Source organism: Mucilaginibacter sp. OK098 (assembly GCF_900142915.1).
Classification (GTDB): Bacteria; Bacteroidota; Bacteroidia; order Sphingobacteriales; family Sphingobacteriaceae; genus Mucilaginibacter.
Genome location: NZ_FRCM01000008.1, coordinates 34,746 through 52,951, shown reverse-complemented (window position 1 = coordinate 52,951; position 18,206 = coordinate 34,746). Strand labels below are relative to the sequence as shown.

Genomic DNA, 18,206 nt, shown 5'->3' with positions numbered 1-18,206 from the left:
AGCCTGCAAATACAAATTAAAGCAGGCAATAATAAATATATCAAAAGCATTTCTATAAAAACTACTGCTATGTCAAATTCGGTTTCATTAATAAAAAATAACCCGCTTCTCCCTGCAGAAGATTATACTTCACTTCGCTCTGAGGGTATTAAACTGATTGAAGAATTAGGTAGCGACATTTGGACGAATTATAATTTCTCTGACCCCGGGATCACTATTTTAGAAGCCGTATGTTATGCAATAACCGATCTTTCATACAGAACGGACTTTGATATAAAAGATCTGCTTGCCCCTAAGCAGCTTACGAATAATACCTGGAACCAGGTTTTTTATACAGCCAAACATATTTTACATAACAATGCTCTTAATATTAATGATTATCGAAAGTTGATTATTGATATTGTTGGGGTAAGAAATGCCTGGCTAACCCAGAGCAAAGATTATGAAGTGCCTATTTGGATTGATTATAATCATTTTGAAAAAAGGATAGATTATGATTGCGACTGTGAGGATAAAGAAGAAAAGATCTGTTACGGAAAGCTTGGCGTTAACGATGTAAGTATAACTGCTGCAAAAGCGGAACGCAGCCAGAAACTAGCTGATGTAACTACTGCTATTAATGCGCTTGTTCCAAAGCTGAAAGCAAAAATGGATGAGCTTTCAAAATTACCGGCCGATTCAGATGTAACTGTTATTGACAGGCTGAAAGCAGACATTAGCGACCTTGAAAACCAAATAACAGAACTAAAGCAGGAGCAGCGCGACGCGGCGAACAACACCTACATTGCACCGGAAATTGTTGAGATAGAAGGTTTATACAATGTAATGATTGAATATGAAGAAGACGTTATTGATGGAGGAAAACGTGAGGAGGTTAGGCAGGTAGTAATTGACCGCTTAGCTGCAAACCGTAATTTATGCGAAGATTTTTTAAGTATAGATGCGGTTGAATACCTTGATTTTGGGATAGGCGCCTCTATAGTACTGGAAGAATATGCCGACCCTGACCTGGTATTAGCGCAAATGTTTTTTACCATCTACAAATATTTTACACCATCGGTACCTTTTTATACCATTCAGCAAATGCTTGATAAAAATTACCAGGTTGATGAGATCTTTGAAGGCCCGGCTTTAAAACATGGATTTATTGACGATGTTGACCTGGAACATACCAGCTTGTTTCGTAATATAATGCTGTCTGATATAATTGCTGAAATAACAAACATTAAAGGTATAAAGGCCATAACTTATCTTCATTTACCATTTAATGGCGTAACAGGCAAATCTGCATCCAAAAACTATTTTTATGAGTGGGTTAATCAACTGCAGAATGAACGCAAAATAGCCCGGATCCAACCGGCTATGTCGCAAATAATGTTTTGCAAAGAGCGCGAATTTATTACCTACTATACAGGCAGCACCAAAGACCGTTTGCCTGCTAAAATGCTGAAGACTTTTAAAGACATGAAAACCGCCGAGCGTAAGTATAAGCTTGTGGGCACTGACCTGGATTTCCCGGTACCAAACGGCGAGTATATGAACCTGGAGGATTATTACCCGGTTACCTACTCATTGCCTATTACTTATGGAGTGAGCGATCGTGCGGGACTTCCTGGCAATGCTGATGAGGCACGCCAGGCCCAGGCGCTTCAGCTTGGCGGATATTTATTGTTTTTTGAACAAATACTTGCTGACTACCTGGTGCAGCTTGATCACCTGAGAGACCTTTTTACTTTTGATGATACTGTAAAACACACCTATTTTACCCGCGCGCTTACCGAGATTGAAAATTTAAATGAGTTGCTGATAGATAAGGGAAACCATGGCAGCAACCACTTTGATCTGATCTTACAGGATTTTGTAGCAGTTGTCCAAAATCTTGTAGAAACACCAAAATTATTTAGTGACCGCCGCAATGTTTTTTTAAATCATATGCTTGCCCGTTTCAGCGAAGACCTGTCTGAATACGAATCGCTAATGGGGTGGCTTGAACCGCAGGATGTAGCTAAAAAACTGATCGCTGACAAGATAAATATACTTAAGGACGATGAGTATAAATTTATAAGCAGCCAGAGAGGTAAGGCCTATAATTATGCAATTAATAAAATTTGGAATACAAATAATGTATCGGGAGCAGAACGGAGAATAGGCAGGCTGCTTGGTTTTAGCGACATACAAAGAAGATCGCTGGTTCCTGATTACCTGGTGAGTGAACCCTTAATGGAGCAGGATGATCCTAATAAACCACCTGTACAAAAAGTAACAAAAAGTGGAGTGCCGCTTAATGTTATTAAAATACATGATCCGAAAGATAAGACCAAAGTGATTTTTACGAGCGTTGAAGTAATGCAGGGCTGCTGCACTGAATTATTAATGGAAGATATACTGGAGCATGCCGATGATCGTACCTATTTCAAATTTAGTGATGAACTAAAAACCCGCAGCCGTAAAGCAGCAGGATTAGTTGGAAAATTTTGGTTTGACTTGTATGATAGTACTGATGCAGCTACTGCAGTTTTATTAGGGAGCAGCGAACATTTTACAAAAAAGGAAGACAGAGATAAAGCATTTGAGAGGTTACAGCAGATAATGGTGCTGATAAACAATAATGAAGGCATGCACATGGTTGAGCATATTTTATTACGGCCAAAGCTGGATGAGGTGTTGGACGAAAATAATGTTGATGAACCGGTGAGCTTTTTAAATATTTGTTTAGATGGATGTGATTTAAATTCAGTGCAGGATGAGGCTATAGAAGAGCCGCCTTACCGGAAAAAGATTTCAAGGTTACCTGCCGAAAAATGTTATGATACCATGCCATGGATCCTTCAATATTTGAGGCATACCCCAGGCACAGATCTGTATGAAAAATCTGTTCTTTTTCAGAAAGTTACCCCGGGCGATCCTAATCCTGTTTTGTTAAAATTTAGAAAATATGAAGACTTGGTACAACGGATAAATGACCTGTGCGAATTTGGATCAGAGCGTGGGAACTATGAAATTGTGGCTGACAAGGAAAGCCCGGTAAAATACGGCTTCATAATTCATGGCGATAATGGGGTAGTACTTGCACAGAGCATTTATATATTCAATAAAAATACAGATAGCACTCCCGCTGCTTCAGATCCATTTGATATTGAGAAGGAAATAAGCGGTTTGATACAATATTTTGGATACGAGATGGATCTGTATTGTAATGCATCCCCATGTGACGGGAATGCCGATCCTTATTCATTTAAAACTACAGTAGTGTTGCCTTGCTGGCCAAAACGGCTCCGCAACCCGGCTTTCAGAAACCTGGTTGAAAAAACAATTTTATCAGAATCGCCGGCACATGTCCAAACAAAAGTAATGTGGATTGGCATCGAAGAAATGCAGCGGTTTGAAAAAGCATATAATGCGTGGCTGCTTGAAATGGCGCAAACAGAAGTGCCGGATTATGGAGTGGTGAACCCGTTGGTTGATATTATTAATACCTTAAAGCCTTGCGGTGTGTGCGATGATGATTGTAGCCATGAAACCGCGCCGCCACCGGCAACTATAAATGAGGATGTAAATGACACACGCAGTAAATAGTTTACAATTTGAAGTTATTTGCCCCGATGAGGAGATGTCATTTAACCTGCGGCAAAACTTTGCTCAAACCTTTCAGTCAGAGATAGCTGAAATTATTGAAGAAGTTTGTTCGGCACATATAGGTGAAAATGAGAATCTGAAAATAGATAAGCTTGAGCTGGACCTGGGTGCTTTTAGCAGGCATACATTTGGAACCGATTTTAAAAAAGTATTAAGCTTAAAGCTTGAACGCGAATTAACAAAAAGGCTTTCGGAAATTGAACCGGCTCAGCGGCAGGCTTCAGGCCAGCTATCACAAGCCGAAATACTTTTGTACTTTTTGGTAAATGGCACATTGCCATGGTGGACAGATGAAACAGCGGTAAACCTGGATGAAATATGTGCAGATGTATTTATAAATCAGGGGAATTTGTTCAGGCGTTTCTTTTTCCAAAACAAGTTAAAAGAGAAAATATGGCAGCGCATTCTGTGGCAGCTTAATGATCAGTCAAAAAGCCTGGTTATAAATTTATCAGCTGATCTTAAAAAAGTGAACGAAATATTTGCCGGTTGGATTGCCAGGCTTATTGATAAAATAAATGAGTTAAAAAACACAGGCTTGCAAAGCCAGTTTGCAGGCATTACAGATGCGCAGGTAATTAATAATGAACCAATTATTAATGATATCCTGATAAAAAATGCCCCTTTAATATTTTCAAATATTGATGATATTGAAGTTTTGGCACAAATATTCAAGACATATATTGAAACTGTTTTTATCCAAAACCAAGCACTTGCCGATTCAACGATTACTGAATTTGCAAATATTAGCACCACAATTAATAGTGAATTTATAGCAAATGCCGCTTTAAAGCAGGCAGATGATATTACTGAAGAGCAAACTGCGCCTTCGGAATATTCAGTTGAAGAGGCTGTTGATAAATATTCGGTTAAATACGCTGGTATTGTTTTACTGGCGCCGTTCTTAAAGGCATTTTTTGACGAGCTGAATTTATTGGAGAACGGTAATTGGAAAAACATGGATTGCGCTTTCAGAGCCGTTCATTTATTAAAATTTTTGAGCAACGGGCATCAGCTTGTACCGGAATATTCCCTTGTTTTTGAAAAAATATTATGCGGTTTGCCTGTAGAGACGCCGGTTCCTTTAAATATTATTTTGGAAGAAAAAGAGATGGAAGAAGGCGAATCGCTTTTAAACGCTGTGATAACACATTGGAGCGCGCTTAAAAACACATCGATTGATGGCCTGCGCGAAGCCTTTCTTAAACGGGACGGGTTGATAACAAAAAAGGAAAATGCCTGGCTTTTACAGGTTGAGCGAAAAACAATGGATGTATTACTTGATAATATTCCCTGGGGGTATTCTACTATCAGTTTAGTATGGAACAACTACCTGTTATCTGTTGAATGGTAAATTATAATTATGAAGAAATCGGTAAAAAATATAGAACAACCCAAACCTGCCCCGGTGCCGGGGGTGATTGATCAGAACGCGGAAACTTTGGCAAGAGAGATCACCTGGTTTGTAAATGTGGTTAATAAAAAACTGCTGGATTTTTTTCCTGCTGAAAAGCTGTATCTAAGTGCTGATAAGGAGAAATCGGAAGTTATTGTAAATTCTGATGATATAACCCCGGCTATAACCGATGTTCCAATCCCTGATCTTAGTAATGACCATTCTGTTTATTCTGATTTTGTTAGTTATTACAAATTGAATCCGGATGAACGATTGCTATTAATACTGGCCTTGATGCCTTATGTACAACCTCATTTACTGGATGCTTTTTTTTCTGTAAATAAAGCCACAGGGAGGGGTTACACCGAATTTGGCGGTGTTAAAGGAAGCAGGCACGGCGGTTTTATACCTACAATTGAGACAGCTCTTTTTTTGTTAGGCGGAAACGACCTTAGCTATCGTTTTAAATTGTACAGGATTTTTGAACCCGATCACGTTTTTTTTGCCCATAACATTCTTCAACTTGACCAGGGCAGCACTACCGAGCCTTTTTACTGCAGTATAATAAATGTAACTGATGAATACGTTGATTTTTTTACTACAGGTAATTTGCGCAAACCCCAGTTTAGCCCGGATTTTCCGGCGAAAAGGCTAACCACAGGAATGGAATGGAGCGATTTGATAGTAGATGAATACACCATGCAGCAATTGGATGAAATACGGATCTGGCTGCAATATGGGCAAACGCTGCAAACAGACTGGGGGATGAGCAAAAAGATAAAGCCTGGTTTCAAAGCATTGTTCCACGGCTCGCCGGGCACAGGTAAAACACTAACCGCAATGCTTTTGGGCAAATTGTTTAACCTGGATGTATACCGGATAGACCTTTCAATGGTGGTTTCGAAATATATAGGCGAAACGGAAAAAAACCTCGAAAAGGTTTTCAAGAAAGCGGAAAATAAAAAATGGATCCTGTTTTTTGATGAGGCGGATGCACTTTTTAGCAAACGGACAAGCATTTCAGATTCAAACGATAAATATGCTAACCAGGAGGTTGCCTACCTGTTACAGCGGCTGGAAGATTATCCCGGCTTAGTGATCCTGGCCAGTAATATGCGCAACAACGTTGACGAAGCGTTTACCCGCCGGTTAAACTCAATAATTCATTTTCAAAAACCTCAGGGCCGTGAACGGCTAAGGATTTGGAGTGCAGGTTTTAGCACTGAATGTATCCCGCCGGATAGTGATCATTTACAACAGATAGCCCATCAGCACGAACTTTCGGGGGGTTCAATTATGAATGTTATTCAGTATGCCTCGTTAATGGCTTTAAACAGGAGTGATAAAAAAATTGAAGTTGATGATATCATCCTTGGGATAAAAAAGGAATTTAAAAAAGAAGGAAAAACAATGTGAGGTAGCCTGCAGGGTTTTGCTATTGGAATTAATTAATAAGGTATGAAAAGGCATAAGCGTAAACCGGGTATTGAAAATTCAGCAGCGACGCCCGCAGGTACCGCTGCAATTCAGCGAAAAGCTCAGGCAGGGAGCGTTATGCAAATACCGAATACAACCCTGATCCAGCGTAAAGCAGCCGCGCACTCGCCTGGCGATTATGATGATGAGCACGTACGCCTTAAGCCATCAAACGGTCCGGCAAAGCCATTTGCCCAGGCAAAAGGTGATGGCGCAGCGGGCGATGCAGTTTCAAATAAAATAGAAACTACCAGGGGCAGCGGCAGCCCAATGGCTGATAGCACAAAAAGTTTTATGGAAAATCGCTTTAGCAGTGATTTTTCAGGTGTAAAGATCCATACCGGCGATTATGCTTCGCAAATATCCAATGATTTAAATGCCCAGGCATTTACCGTTGGCAACGATATTTATTTTAATTCTGGAAAGTACGCGCCGGGTGCATCCGATGGACAACGCTTGCTGGCTCATGAACTGGCACATGTGGTGCAGCAAAATAATATTGGCCCTAAAGTTCAAAGAAATGTAGTTACCAGCGGCACACAGAGCACAACTTCAGAGTATAAGCTTGATGGCTGGGATAACAAGCAGGTGAAAAGCGGCAGAAGCTCCACCTTTCCCGAAGCGAAGGTTTCATATGATGAGAGCTCTTCTGCCTTTACGGTTACTTTTTCATTGGCATGGATGTTTCCTCATGGGTGGGATGACGCAAAACGCGACGGTTATGTTAGTGATTATGAAAAGGCTATCCTGGATATTTGGGATGATCGTTTTTTGTTAAAAGAAACAAACGGTAAAAAACGATCAGCCCATGTTAAAATCAACTTTGATGAAAACGTTGTCCATAAAATGGCCACCGAAATGGATGAATCAATAGCCTTTTCTAATATTTTACAGAAGAAAGCAGCGTGGATTATGGATACCAAGGATGTTAATATTCGTGCTAATGTTAGTGGTTCCAGGGTGCAACTTGATGAGAATGCCAATAAAAATCACAGTGCCAAAGGGTCTGCAATCCGGGCTGGCACCAGTTTTTCTGTGAACGATGGAAACGACAATACAACCTTTACCCAAAATACATCAGCCCATGAATTTGGCCATATGATAGGGTTAGGGGATGAATATTTAAATGACAGCGGGACATCAGCGAACCAGATAGATCCTGCGAGAGCGCATATAAACAACAGGATAATGAATGTGGGCAATAATGTTACAGCAGATGCATATGCACCCTTTTCAGATTGGTTGTCAACGCTAACAACAACCAATTGGGTTGTTGGGAATAGGGTGCGCTGATGTGAAATGATAGGATACAATTAAATTAATTGAAATATGAGCAGGCAAAATCATTACCAGGGCGGTGAGAATTCAGGAATCATTTCTGCGGGGACAGCTGCTATCCAGCGTAAATTAACGGTTGGCGCTACTAACGACCCTTTAGAGCATCAGGCCGATGCGATGGCCGATAAAGTGATGAGGATGCCTGAAACTCCATTTGTTCAGCGCAAAGCAGCAGGGTCATGTGGTGAATATGACGATGAGCATGTTCGTTTAAAACCATTAGCAAGCCAAATATCGCCTTTTATACAAGCAAAAAGTGATGGTACTGTGCCGGTTAGCGATGCTGTATCTGGTCGCATAAAATCCAGTATGGGTAGTGGGAGTTCTATGTTAGGTGAGACCAAAAACTTTATGGAAAGCCGTTTTGGCGCGAATTTTAGCGATGTGAAAATTCACACCGGTAATGAATCAGTTCAGTTAAGCAGGGAATTAAATGCCAAGGCGTTCACGGTAGGTAATAACATCTACTTTAACGGTGGGCAATATCAGCCCGAAACGGATAGTGGCAAACATTTGCTGGCACATGAGTTAACGCATGTAGTGCAGCAGGGAGCAAACAACACTATCCGGCGTTTTCCGGGATGCTCGACGGCACAGAATGATATCATCACCAGTGCGCTAACGCGGGCACGCCGGCGGTCGACCCGGGCCATACAGGCTGTTGCTGATCTGCAGAGCGGAACAAGCCGAAGGGCAGCAGCTTCATTGGCGCACTATTTCGGCACATTAACACCGGCGCAGATCACCATAGTTCATGATCGGATGGTGGCTGCTGATGCCCGTTTGCATAGTGCAAGTGCCTGGAGGTGTGATACCGAAGCATCATACACCTATTGCGCACCGCCCCACTCATGGTGGGCCGGAACCGATTGCCCTACTACCACTGAGCCAACACATTTATGCCCTCCTGTATTTCGGCCGGATGCTGATAGCACTGGTGTTGAGCCAAGCAGGGCAGTTATGTTTGAGCACGAAGCTTTGAGAGCCGCGGGAGCGTGCGGAGCTATCTATCCTCCGGGTGAGACTACGCCACCTGGTTCATTGATCAATGTATATGCTTACTCACGCTTTATGTACAGCATTGCAAGTGGCGGAGCCTGATGACCTAATTAAAAAATCCAAAATAAAAAGAGTATGCAGGAGAAAAAATCAACAGTTAATGAATCACAAAGCAGCCCTGCTGCATTGGCTGGTAAAACTGTGCCTGCACAGCAACCGGATGAATTAGAAACAGCATTGAACGAACATTTACCCATCCAGCTAAAACTTTCTGTAGGTGCGGTAAATGATCCGATGGAGCATGAGGCTGATGCTATGGCTGATAAAGTGATGCGGATGCCCGAGACATCATTTATCCAGCGCAAGTGCTCATGTGCAGATCGTGACGATGAGCATGTGCGCCTTAAACCATTGGCCAGCCAGATCACACCGTTTATTCAGGCAAAAAGTGACGGTGCAGGGCCGGTGAGCGATTCCGTATCCGGTAAGATAAAATCAAGCATGGGAGGGGGCAGCCCAATGCAAAGCAACACAAAAAGTTTTATGGAAAGCCGTTTTGGAACGGATTTTAGTGATGTAAAGATCCATAATGGAGGTGAGTCAACGGAATTAAACAGATCATTAAATGCAAAGGCATTTACAATAAGCAACAATATTTATTTTAATAGCGGTCAATATCAACCCGAAACAGACAGTGGCAAACATTTACTGGCGCATGAGTTAACGCATGTGGTACAGCAACAGGGCGGATCGCATAATATTAACAGGACAAGCGATCGAATAATGTTACAGATGCACGGTGAACATCCGCCTGCGCCTGTACTTACGCCTGAAGCAACCATCAGGACCTGGCTTGAACAAAACCAATTTGCACCACCGGCCAGCCAACCACCTGCCCCGGATGAACGGCACGTTATTTTAAGAGGCCAGGATATGACAGTTGGTGATGCCGTGCACCTGGTGGCTGAAGAGACGCACCAGCCAGTGGACACTGTTAGGCGTGTAATTAACGCTTTACTTGCCCGCGATGTTCCTTACAGCGCGCGCGGCGCTGCTTTTGTTGGCATTGGTAACCTGGTGCCGGGCTTGCCCCTATTTCCTCAAACTCCGGCCGAATACCTTAGGCTTGGCAGGGCTATGGATTTGGCAAGGGTTGATGACTGGCTGGATGCGCATCATTTTTATCAGCCGTCAATCCCTTCTGAACGGGCCGAAATAGTGGTGCTTGACGGCAGAGAAACTACTGTTGCGCATGTAGCTGCTCTTGCTTTGGCATCATTGGGCAGTGGGGCGTCTGTTAATTTAGAGGAAGTTACCATCCAGGTAAGGCGCAGGTATGCCGTTCCGGCACCGGGCGCCCCCGGAGTGCAGGCAATTATCGGCTATACTTTTGTTCCGAGATTTGCCCAGGCTGTTTCACCGGTAGATCCGGCCAATCCGTTGGTCAACCAGCATCAGCTTTCTTTTACCATGACATGGGTCCGTCATACAAGTACCGATGCGGGTGGGGAGTATTCCGCCCAGGGTAGTGTTACATTGGATGATTCGGGCCAGGTTCTTAACATCCAGACAGGAGGACAAGCAGCATATGTTATCCCGCTGCTCAGTAATTGGATTCAAATCAGTGGGTTTACACAATTCATGGCTTCTGCTAATTGGAGCCGCTCTGTTACTGGTTCTGCTACAGTTTCTCCTGCTGTACAAGCTGCTGTGGGTGCCCAAATACTTTTAACGCCGCCTTCGCCTCCGCTTTATGATCATATCCGAATGGCACACAGGCATATAGCATTTGGTGTGCCGCAGATAGGGATCCAGGTAATGGGGAGCTTACAGGAAGCAATCCCTACCGGCGGCTCCTGGCAACCGCCAGTGGCCGGATTTTCGGGAGGTATTTTGTTGAATATTCCATGGGATCTAAGATTTTGAGATGTACGAAAACACTTCCATAGCAAATCAATCAGAAAGCAGTCCGGCGGCTTTGGCTAATAAAGCTATGCACCCACCGGTACAGTTTGATCCGGAAACGGATTTAAAGGACAGATTACCTGTTCAGTTAAAACTCTCCGTCGGTGCTTCTAACGATCCTTTGGAATACGAAGCTGACGCCATGGCCGATAAAGTGATGCGGATGCCCGAAACATCATTTATCCAGCGGAAAGCCGGATGCTCATGCAGTGATTATGATGACGAACATGTGCGCCTTAAACCATTGGCCAGCCAGATCACACCACTTATACAGGCTAAAGGTGATGGTGCAGGTATTGTTAGTGACGCTGTTTCCGGCAAGATAAAATCAAGCATGGGAGGCGGAAGCTCAATACAAAGTGATACGAAAAGTTTTATGGAGAGCCGTTTTGGAGCCGATTTTAGTGGTGTAAAGATCCATGATGATAGTATGTCTGCCGGACTAAACCATTCGTTAAGCGCAAAAGCATTTACAGCAGGAAACCATATTTATTTTAATAATGGCCAATATCAGCCTCAGGCGCATTCGGGCAGGCATTTACTGGCTCACGAGTTAACACATACTTTGCAACAATCGGGATCAGGTACCCCCGGAATTATACGGCGCACACCATCTGACGATGCCAGGGCCTTGTCGAAAAGAATACACGACGATCTTTCTGCAACCAAACCCAATGTTACAGATGTACTCGCAGCCCTTAATACGCTAAACCGCGATGAGACAAAAGCGACACTGCTTAAAACAACCTATAAAAAGGATAACACAACCGATCTTGACGCAGATATCAAATTACACATTACCGGCGCTGATTTGAACAGGGCGCTTTTTCTGCTTAATGCCCCGCCGGCTGAAACGTCTTTTCTGTCAATGGTAAATATTGACAGGGCAGGCAACGAAGATCACAAAGCTAAGGTTGGGGGCGGAGAGGTTTCTGTTCATACCAACGTTGGTTATAGCGGAAAGTCACCTGGTAGCTCCAAAACCACCGATGGATTTTCTATTGCTTATGCTGGGGCTAAGGCTGATGATTCGCATTATATTCAAACTATGTGGACCGAAATTATTGCGACCCAGCCTGATAATACACAAGTATGGGTGGATAAGACTGCGGTTAGCGTAAATGGATATCTGGAACTTACAACCGACCCCAAAAAACCGAAATATAAAGTTGACTCGACATCTAAGACCCCATTTTATGACCACGCAGGTTCAAAGAACCGTACCGATACCAGCATTATTGATTTTGACAGGCCATCGGATGACAAAAAAATTATTTTGGAACAGTTTGATGCCAAAGCGACAAAAGTAGTAGAAATAGATCATTTTGATAACTTCCTGATCCAGGAAGGCAAAGCCATTTACCAGGTTTCGTTGTATATTCAATGGGAGTACACATCAAAAACAGCGATGGTGCGTTCAACAAAATTTGTTTCCGGCGGCGCTATCTCAGCTATTCCGGCTGAAATAAAAAAGCAGATTGTAAAAGAATATCCAAATTACGAATACCTGACCTGATGGTTTTAAATCAACTGTCTTAAATATAGCATATAATATAGCCCATGCACGAAAACACTCAAATAGCTTATCAACCTCAAGCCACACCGGCTGCATTGGATAACATGAATGTGCCTGTACCTGAGCTTTCTGATTTAGAGCCGGGTTTAAACCAAAGGTTTCCCATCCAGCTAAAGTTATCAGTTGGGGCGGTAAATGACCCCTTGGAGCATGAAGCTGATGCCATGGCTGATAAAGTAATGCGGATGCCCGAAACTTCTTTTATCCAGCGGAAGGCCGGATGCTCATGCAGTGATTATGATGATGAACATGTACGCCTTAAACCATTGGCCGGTCAGATCACACCGTTTATACAGGCAAAGAGTGATGGTTATGGTACTGTAAGTGATGCTGTTTCCAGTCAGATAAAGTCAAGCATGGGAGGCGGGAACCCGATACAGCCCGATACAAAAAGCTTTATGGAAAGCCGCTTCGGAGCAAACTTTAGTGATATTAAGATCCATAATGGGGGTGAATCAACAGAATTAAACAGATCATTAGATGCAAAGGCATTCACCGTAAGTAATAACATTTACTTTAATAGCGGGCAATATCAGCCGGAAACTGACTCTGGTAAGCATTTGTTAGCACATGAACTGACACATACAATACAACAAAAAAAGACACCCGTAGCACAATCAATACAAAGAATGTCGCCTCGTTTTGACCAAAATGACAGCCTGGTTTTGGTAAGTGCTGGTAAACGTACACTGCAAATTGGGTCAAGCGGCAGGGCGGTAAGTATAATTCAGCAAGCCTTGGTTGATGCAGGATTCCTTTTACCAAAATTTGGTATTGACGGATCTTTTGGATCTGAAATGGCAGATGCAATAAAGAAATTTCAATCCTCCCAATCACTTACAGAAACAGGGATTCTTGACAAGAAAACCTTTGACGCACTAGATGCCCTGCACCAAACGCATCAACCGGCAGCCGACAGGGCAGGAGAGTTTGATCCGCTTGACCCTGGTGCCGGAACGAGAAAAATTTCAAGCAATGAGGCTAAAGATTTCGATGCCGCTATTAATACTGAACCGCATACAAAGAGGGGTGGTTTACCTACTTTTAAACCTTTACCGCTAACCGTTGGCGGATTGTCATATGAAGATGAAGTACGTGCCTCACTAACGGCTACAGTTGACGATGCATTTGCTGAAGCTAAGAAAGATGAAGCCCTGCGGCTTGATCCTGTTAATATTGAATCATGGTCGCGAATTAAGGATGTTGCCCATCTTTCTAAAGTTAATACGGACAAGGTATTTGGAGCTTATAAAAAGGGCGCTGAGTTTACGCCGGGAACTAATCTTGTAGACCTGTTTGAGAGTGAAGGAGATCATATGGCAAAGGACGCTACTTATGCTGATGATATGGCGATAGATGTTTTAGATGCATTTCTTGGATATGAGCCGATCAAGAAAATAAACAAGGCGCATGGCGCTGTGACATCACGCGCGGCCGAAAACGCTATCTTGTTGAAAATTAAGCAGGGTTTTTTAGATACGCGTAAAACAGATTTATTTTCTATTCAAAAAGACTGGCCTGGCCAGGCAGGGGGGGGAGTAGTTCAATTACAACGTTACAAAGGCGCCAATAATGCAGAAAATAGAACTAAAATGTGGGATTTATTTGAAACATGCATTCATGAATACATCCATACTTTAGAAGCTCCTGCGCATGTAACCTACAGGAATACCAAATTTGCCGGTGATGCTGGCGAACATCGCGGTAACCGCACTTTGCGCGAAGGTGTTACCGATTATTTTACAGGGATGGTATGGGATACGCTTACTTTTGATGAACCGTTACGTTCAGCAGTTGAAGGGCCGTACCATGAGGCAAAAGTAAAACACCAAATTGCCCCGCGAAGTAAATACGATGAAACTGACAATGCAGAAAGAGCCGCCGGAATAGTTGGTGTAAAAAACCTAATGGCTGCCTTTTTTAGTGGCCGCGTTGATTTAATAGGTGGTTAATACGATTAACCACTACGTTTATAAAAATTAATTATACTATGGAACAGACTGTAAATTGTGAACCATTATTTTCTGCACTTGGCAAAATGGACTTTGAAAACTGGAGCGCAACAAATCCAGATTGCTTTAAAACGGAAGAAATTGAAAAGCATTTTTCAGCTTTGGAAGGCTATGGCAAAGCTAATCTTGGCGAGAATTTATACGAGGCCATGTTCAGGAAATATTTGCTGCCATTTAATAACATTCAACTTACTGTTTGGACAGACATGCAATTTATAGATATTCTTAAAATAGAAACGGAGTATCCTCCTGTTCAAAATAAAGAAGCGTTAATGAAAAGCCTGGGTGCGGTTGAAACTATTCTGGATTACTATAAAGGAAGAATGCTTTGCGTTGAAGCAGAGTATGTTTATTGCACTAAAGGAATTTCAATATTGCTTAACGCTGATAAGACAGTTCTGTATAAGATAGCTATATATCCGCCATGTACAACAGCCTATTACCGGGAACACCTTCATGTTTTTGAGCGGGCACGAAGATTAAAATAGAATAACTAAAAGCAAATTTAGATTACAGGGAAGCAACAGATAATAAATATGCACGAAAATACTCAAATAGCTCATCAACCCCAGGCCACCCCGGCTGCATTGGATAATATAGATATGCCTGTACCTGAGCTTTCTGATTTGGAACCAGGTTTAAACCAATGGTTGCCCATCCAGCTAAAGCTTGCTGTTGGCGCGCCCGATGATCCTTTGGAATATGAAGCCGATGCCATGGCCGATAAAGTGATGCGGATGCCCGAAACATCATTCATCCAACGCAAATCAGGATGCTCATGTGGTGATTATGATGATGAGCATGTTCGCCTTAAACCATTGGCCAGCCAGATCACGCCGTTTATACAGACAAAGGGTGATGGCGCGGGTGCTGTAAGTGATGCTGTATCGGGTAAGATCCAGTCAAGCATGGGTGGGGGGAGCACTATGCAGGCGGATACTAAAAGCTTTATGGAAAGCCGCTTCGGAACGGATTTTAGTGACGTAAAGATCCATAACGGAGGTGAATCAGCAGAATTAAACACATCGTTAAATGCAAAGGCATTTACAGTAAGTAATAACATTTATTTTAATAGCGGCCAATATCAGCCGGAAACCGATTCGGGCAGACATTTATTAGCACACGAATTGACACATGTGGTGCAGCAGGGGGGGAGTATACAACGAAAAATAATTCAAAAACAAGTCGACCCTAAATCTGCGGGTGATAAATATTATTTCAGGGTAAAAGTGCCGTCGGTGATGAATGTGGAAGAGTGGAAGGCATATATTGATATGCAAATATTTCATAAAAGAACTGGTATTAACTGGAACGGTAAGGGTATGGATGCGGGCAAATTGTTAACCCAGGATGATGTAGGTAAGACTGTCCCGGTCTCTGTAACAAAAACTGCTTTCAGGCAGGTAATGGGCATTCAGGAACCAGACCCTAACGCCCCGATTGATGTATATGCAACAGATGATAAGACGAAGGAGAAGATTGATGCGGAAATAGAAAAACGGTTTAGTGGAATAACAGGAATTCCGGAGGGCGCAGACGGCGGTAAAGGAGATTGGCAACAGGGCTTAAAAGATGACTTGCGAAAAAATCTTGAAAATCAATTTGACTATTTGGGAGGTATTTCCAGGCAGGCAAGGCGAATTGTGGATTACAAAAACTACACTTATAAGGATTATGAAAGACTTATTCAGATATACAAAAAATTAGCACTTTTATCACCTGTGGAGTTAGAAGACTATTTGAATAAAGTTAACCAGAAAACAGACGATTTATCAAAGATTGAGGAATCGATAGATAGATTTTTGGCAGAAAGGCAACAACAGGGAGAGAATACAAAAAGACGGGAAGTCTTGAAGGCAAAACTGTTGTTTTTAGATTCAACTTTTGATTTATATGTGAAGTATAAAGTGGCCATGAGGGTTACGATCAACCAGTCGGGCCAGGCACTTAGTAATATTGGACAGGGCGATCAGTCAATGTCATCACCGCCTATGATGCCAATAATGGATGTGCAGCAGGCAGAGAAAGATCTGCTGGCAAATTTAAAAGCAAATGGCTTTGATAGTATCCCGGATTTTGAAAAGTTAGTTGATGATTACGAAAAAGAATTGCTGCTGCGTGCAAAAGAAATAGCGTTTGATATACTAGCTAAGTATGAGCATTTTTTGTTTGAAGCAGAAGAGAAATATAAAAATCAGGCACCCATTGATGCCCTTTTTAATCAGTTACAGCCAGCAAGGGCAAGCTATGCCAAAGGTAAAGTGTTACAGGCTGAAGCTAAGGAACTAAGTGAGCAGGCCCGATTTAGTACAGTACAGGGTGCCGGGCATGTTGCCAATGAGAAAAACGAAGAATCATCTAAAAAAGTTAATGAAGGTATAGCCAATTACCAGCAGGCAAAAGACGTATTAAGTCAAATTACAGGTAGCAATCCCCTGTTTTTGGATAAAGAGTTTAAAAGGGAATCGCTGTTATCGGCAACTAGCAAAGAAGATCTGCAAAGCGTAATCCTTACTTATATCCGAGGCCGAAAGACCAACATTAAAGATACAAGGGAAAATATTGAAAAAGATCCGCTGCTTATTTATAAACTTGATAGTTTAATGAATGAGGTGTATAAGGTTGAATCAATGAATAAAAATTCAATCTATGCAAAAATCATTCAATTTAAAAATGAGGAAAGAAAATTTGATCAGCTCGAACTTACGCTGGCAATAACATTATTTGCGCTTGCTCTTGGCGTACTTACATTTGGAGGTGGTACAGTAGCTGTTTTAGCGGGAGGAGCCAGCCTTGCAATCAGCACATCACAGGCCTTGGACGAACTTGAAAAATATAATATAGAAACTGCGGCCTACGGAGCACAATTATTGTCGGAAGAACCCTCAATGGGTTGGGTTATTGTGTCGTTTGTTGCTGCAGGTATTGATTTGGCTGCGGTTAGTGCTGCAACTGTTAAATTGATTGCAGCCGCTGCAAAAGAATTAAAAACAACAGAGGAAGTTGGCTCTGCATTATCAAAGTTCAAAAATAGCCTGGATCAAATCCCCGGCCTTGACGAAAAGCTAAAGCAGGCACTAATACGGGGGGCAGAAGCAGAAGCAAGATTACCGGGACTTACAGCCAAATATGATGAAGCCCTTTTACAGTTCAATAAAATAAAAGGACGTTTATACAGTGGCATTGACCCAACTTTAGTTTATCGTTTTTCAAGACTTGCTTATTATAGATTGCGAAAAGGAATTGTGAGTTTTGAAATCTTTTTCAACGAGCTAAAGGTTAAAAATATTGTAACAGGTGTTGAAACTGCTGATGAGATTAAGGCACTTAAACAAGGCTATATAGATGCTGTGGAAGGAGAAGCCAAACTTGCAGAGCTTGAAAAGATCTATGGTAAATCAAACGTTCGGGCTGTTAATGATACCGTTAATGTTGGTGGTGGCTTAGAATCTCAATCAGAAAAAGCAACTAATCTAAACCCGGTTAACCCGGATAGTGGCGGACCAAGCAGAGGAATTCCTAATCATATTAAGGCAGGATTTGAGGATATAGGTGAGATTTTTAAACCCGGTTCCCTTAAAAAGGTTTACTCAAATCGTTTGCGATATATGGACGTAGACTGGGCCAGGTCTGCTTCCGGAGCAGCAAAAGCAATGGCGCCGGGCGCCAAGCTAAGCCTGAACGTTTGGACCCATAATGAACAGGAAATTAAAATTATATTGGATGCCTTTAAAGCAAATGGCTTTAAAAACATGCAGGCCCTAGGCGAATCAACTTATACTATTATTATGGGGAATTTATAAATAAG

10 protein-coding genes are annotated in these 18,206 nt (G+C 42.3%); all 10 read left to right on the top strand.

Features of this window, described 5'->3' with window-relative positions; translation table 11 throughout:
• Nucleotides 1-69 precede the first annotated feature (69 nt).
• From BUE31_RS24645 to BUE31_RS24600, 10 genes are read left to right on the top strand one after another with little or no spacing between them, the layout of a single operon-like run.
• Nucleotides 70-3,576 (top strand): FlxA-like family protein, encoded by a 3,507-nt coding sequence (locus BUE31_RS24645; protein ID WP_073406532.1) that lies wholly within the window; start codon nt 70-72, stop codon nt 3,574-3,576.
• A complete protein-coding gene (locus BUE31_RS24640; RefSeq protein ID WP_143167249.1) occupies nt 3,557-4,990 on the top strand; it encodes a contractile injection system tape measure protein in 1,434 nt (477 codons plus the stop codon). Before BUE31_RS24645 ends, BUE31_RS24640 begins: the two co-directional genes overlap by 20 nt.
• 9 nt (nt 4,991-4,999) lie before the next feature.
• Nucleotides 5,000-6,448, top strand: a complete 1,449-nt coding sequence (locus BUE31_RS24635) for an ATP-binding protein (protein WP_083620288.1) — start codon at nt 5,000-5,002, stop codon at nt 6,446-6,448.
• Nucleotides 6,449-6,490: 42 nt separating this feature from the next.
• A complete protein-coding gene (locus tag BUE31_RS24630; protein WP_073406530.1) occupies nt 6,491-7,801 on the top strand; it encodes an eCIS core domain-containing protein in 1,311 nt (436 codons plus the stop codon).
• 36 nt (nt 7,802-7,837) lie between these two features.
• The gene (locus tag BUE31_RS24625) at nt 7,838-8,947 is read left to right on the top strand and encodes an eCIS core domain-containing protein (RefSeq protein ID WP_073406529.1); all 1,110 of its coding nucleotides are present in this window, start codon (nt 7,838-7,840) and stop codon (nt 8,945-8,947) included.
• Between the two features lie 33 nt (nt 8,948-8,980).
• A complete protein-coding gene (locus tag BUE31_RS24620) occupies nt 8,981-10,771 on the top strand; it encodes an eCIS core domain-containing protein (RefSeq protein WP_073406528.1) in 1,791 nt (596 codons plus the stop codon).
• Nucleotide 10,772: 1 nt separating this feature from the next.
• Nucleotides 10,773-12,326, top strand: coding sequence for an eCIS core domain-containing protein (locus tag BUE31_RS24615; protein WP_073406527.1), 1,554 nt, complete (start codon nt 10,773-10,775; stop codon nt 12,324-12,326).
• Between the two features lie 44 nt (nt 12,327-12,370).
• Complete coding sequence (locus BUE31_RS24610; RefSeq protein ID WP_073406526.1) at nt 12,371-14,338, top strand: eCIS core domain-containing protein; 1,968 nt, start codon at nt 12,371-12,373, stop codon at nt 14,336-14,338.
• Nucleotides 14,339-14,376: 38 nt separating this feature from the next.
• Complete coding sequence (locus BUE31_RS24605) at nt 14,377-14,886, top strand: hypothetical protein (RefSeq protein ID WP_073406525.1); 510 nt, start codon at nt 14,377-14,379, stop codon at nt 14,884-14,886.
• 48 nt (nt 14,887-14,934) lie between these two features.
• Nucleotides 14,935-18,201 (top strand): eCIS core domain-containing protein, encoded by a 3,267-nt coding sequence (locus BUE31_RS24600; RefSeq protein ID WP_073406524.1) that lies wholly within the window; start codon nt 14,935-14,937, stop codon nt 18,199-18,201.
• Nucleotides 18,202-18,206 lie beyond the last annotated feature (5 nt).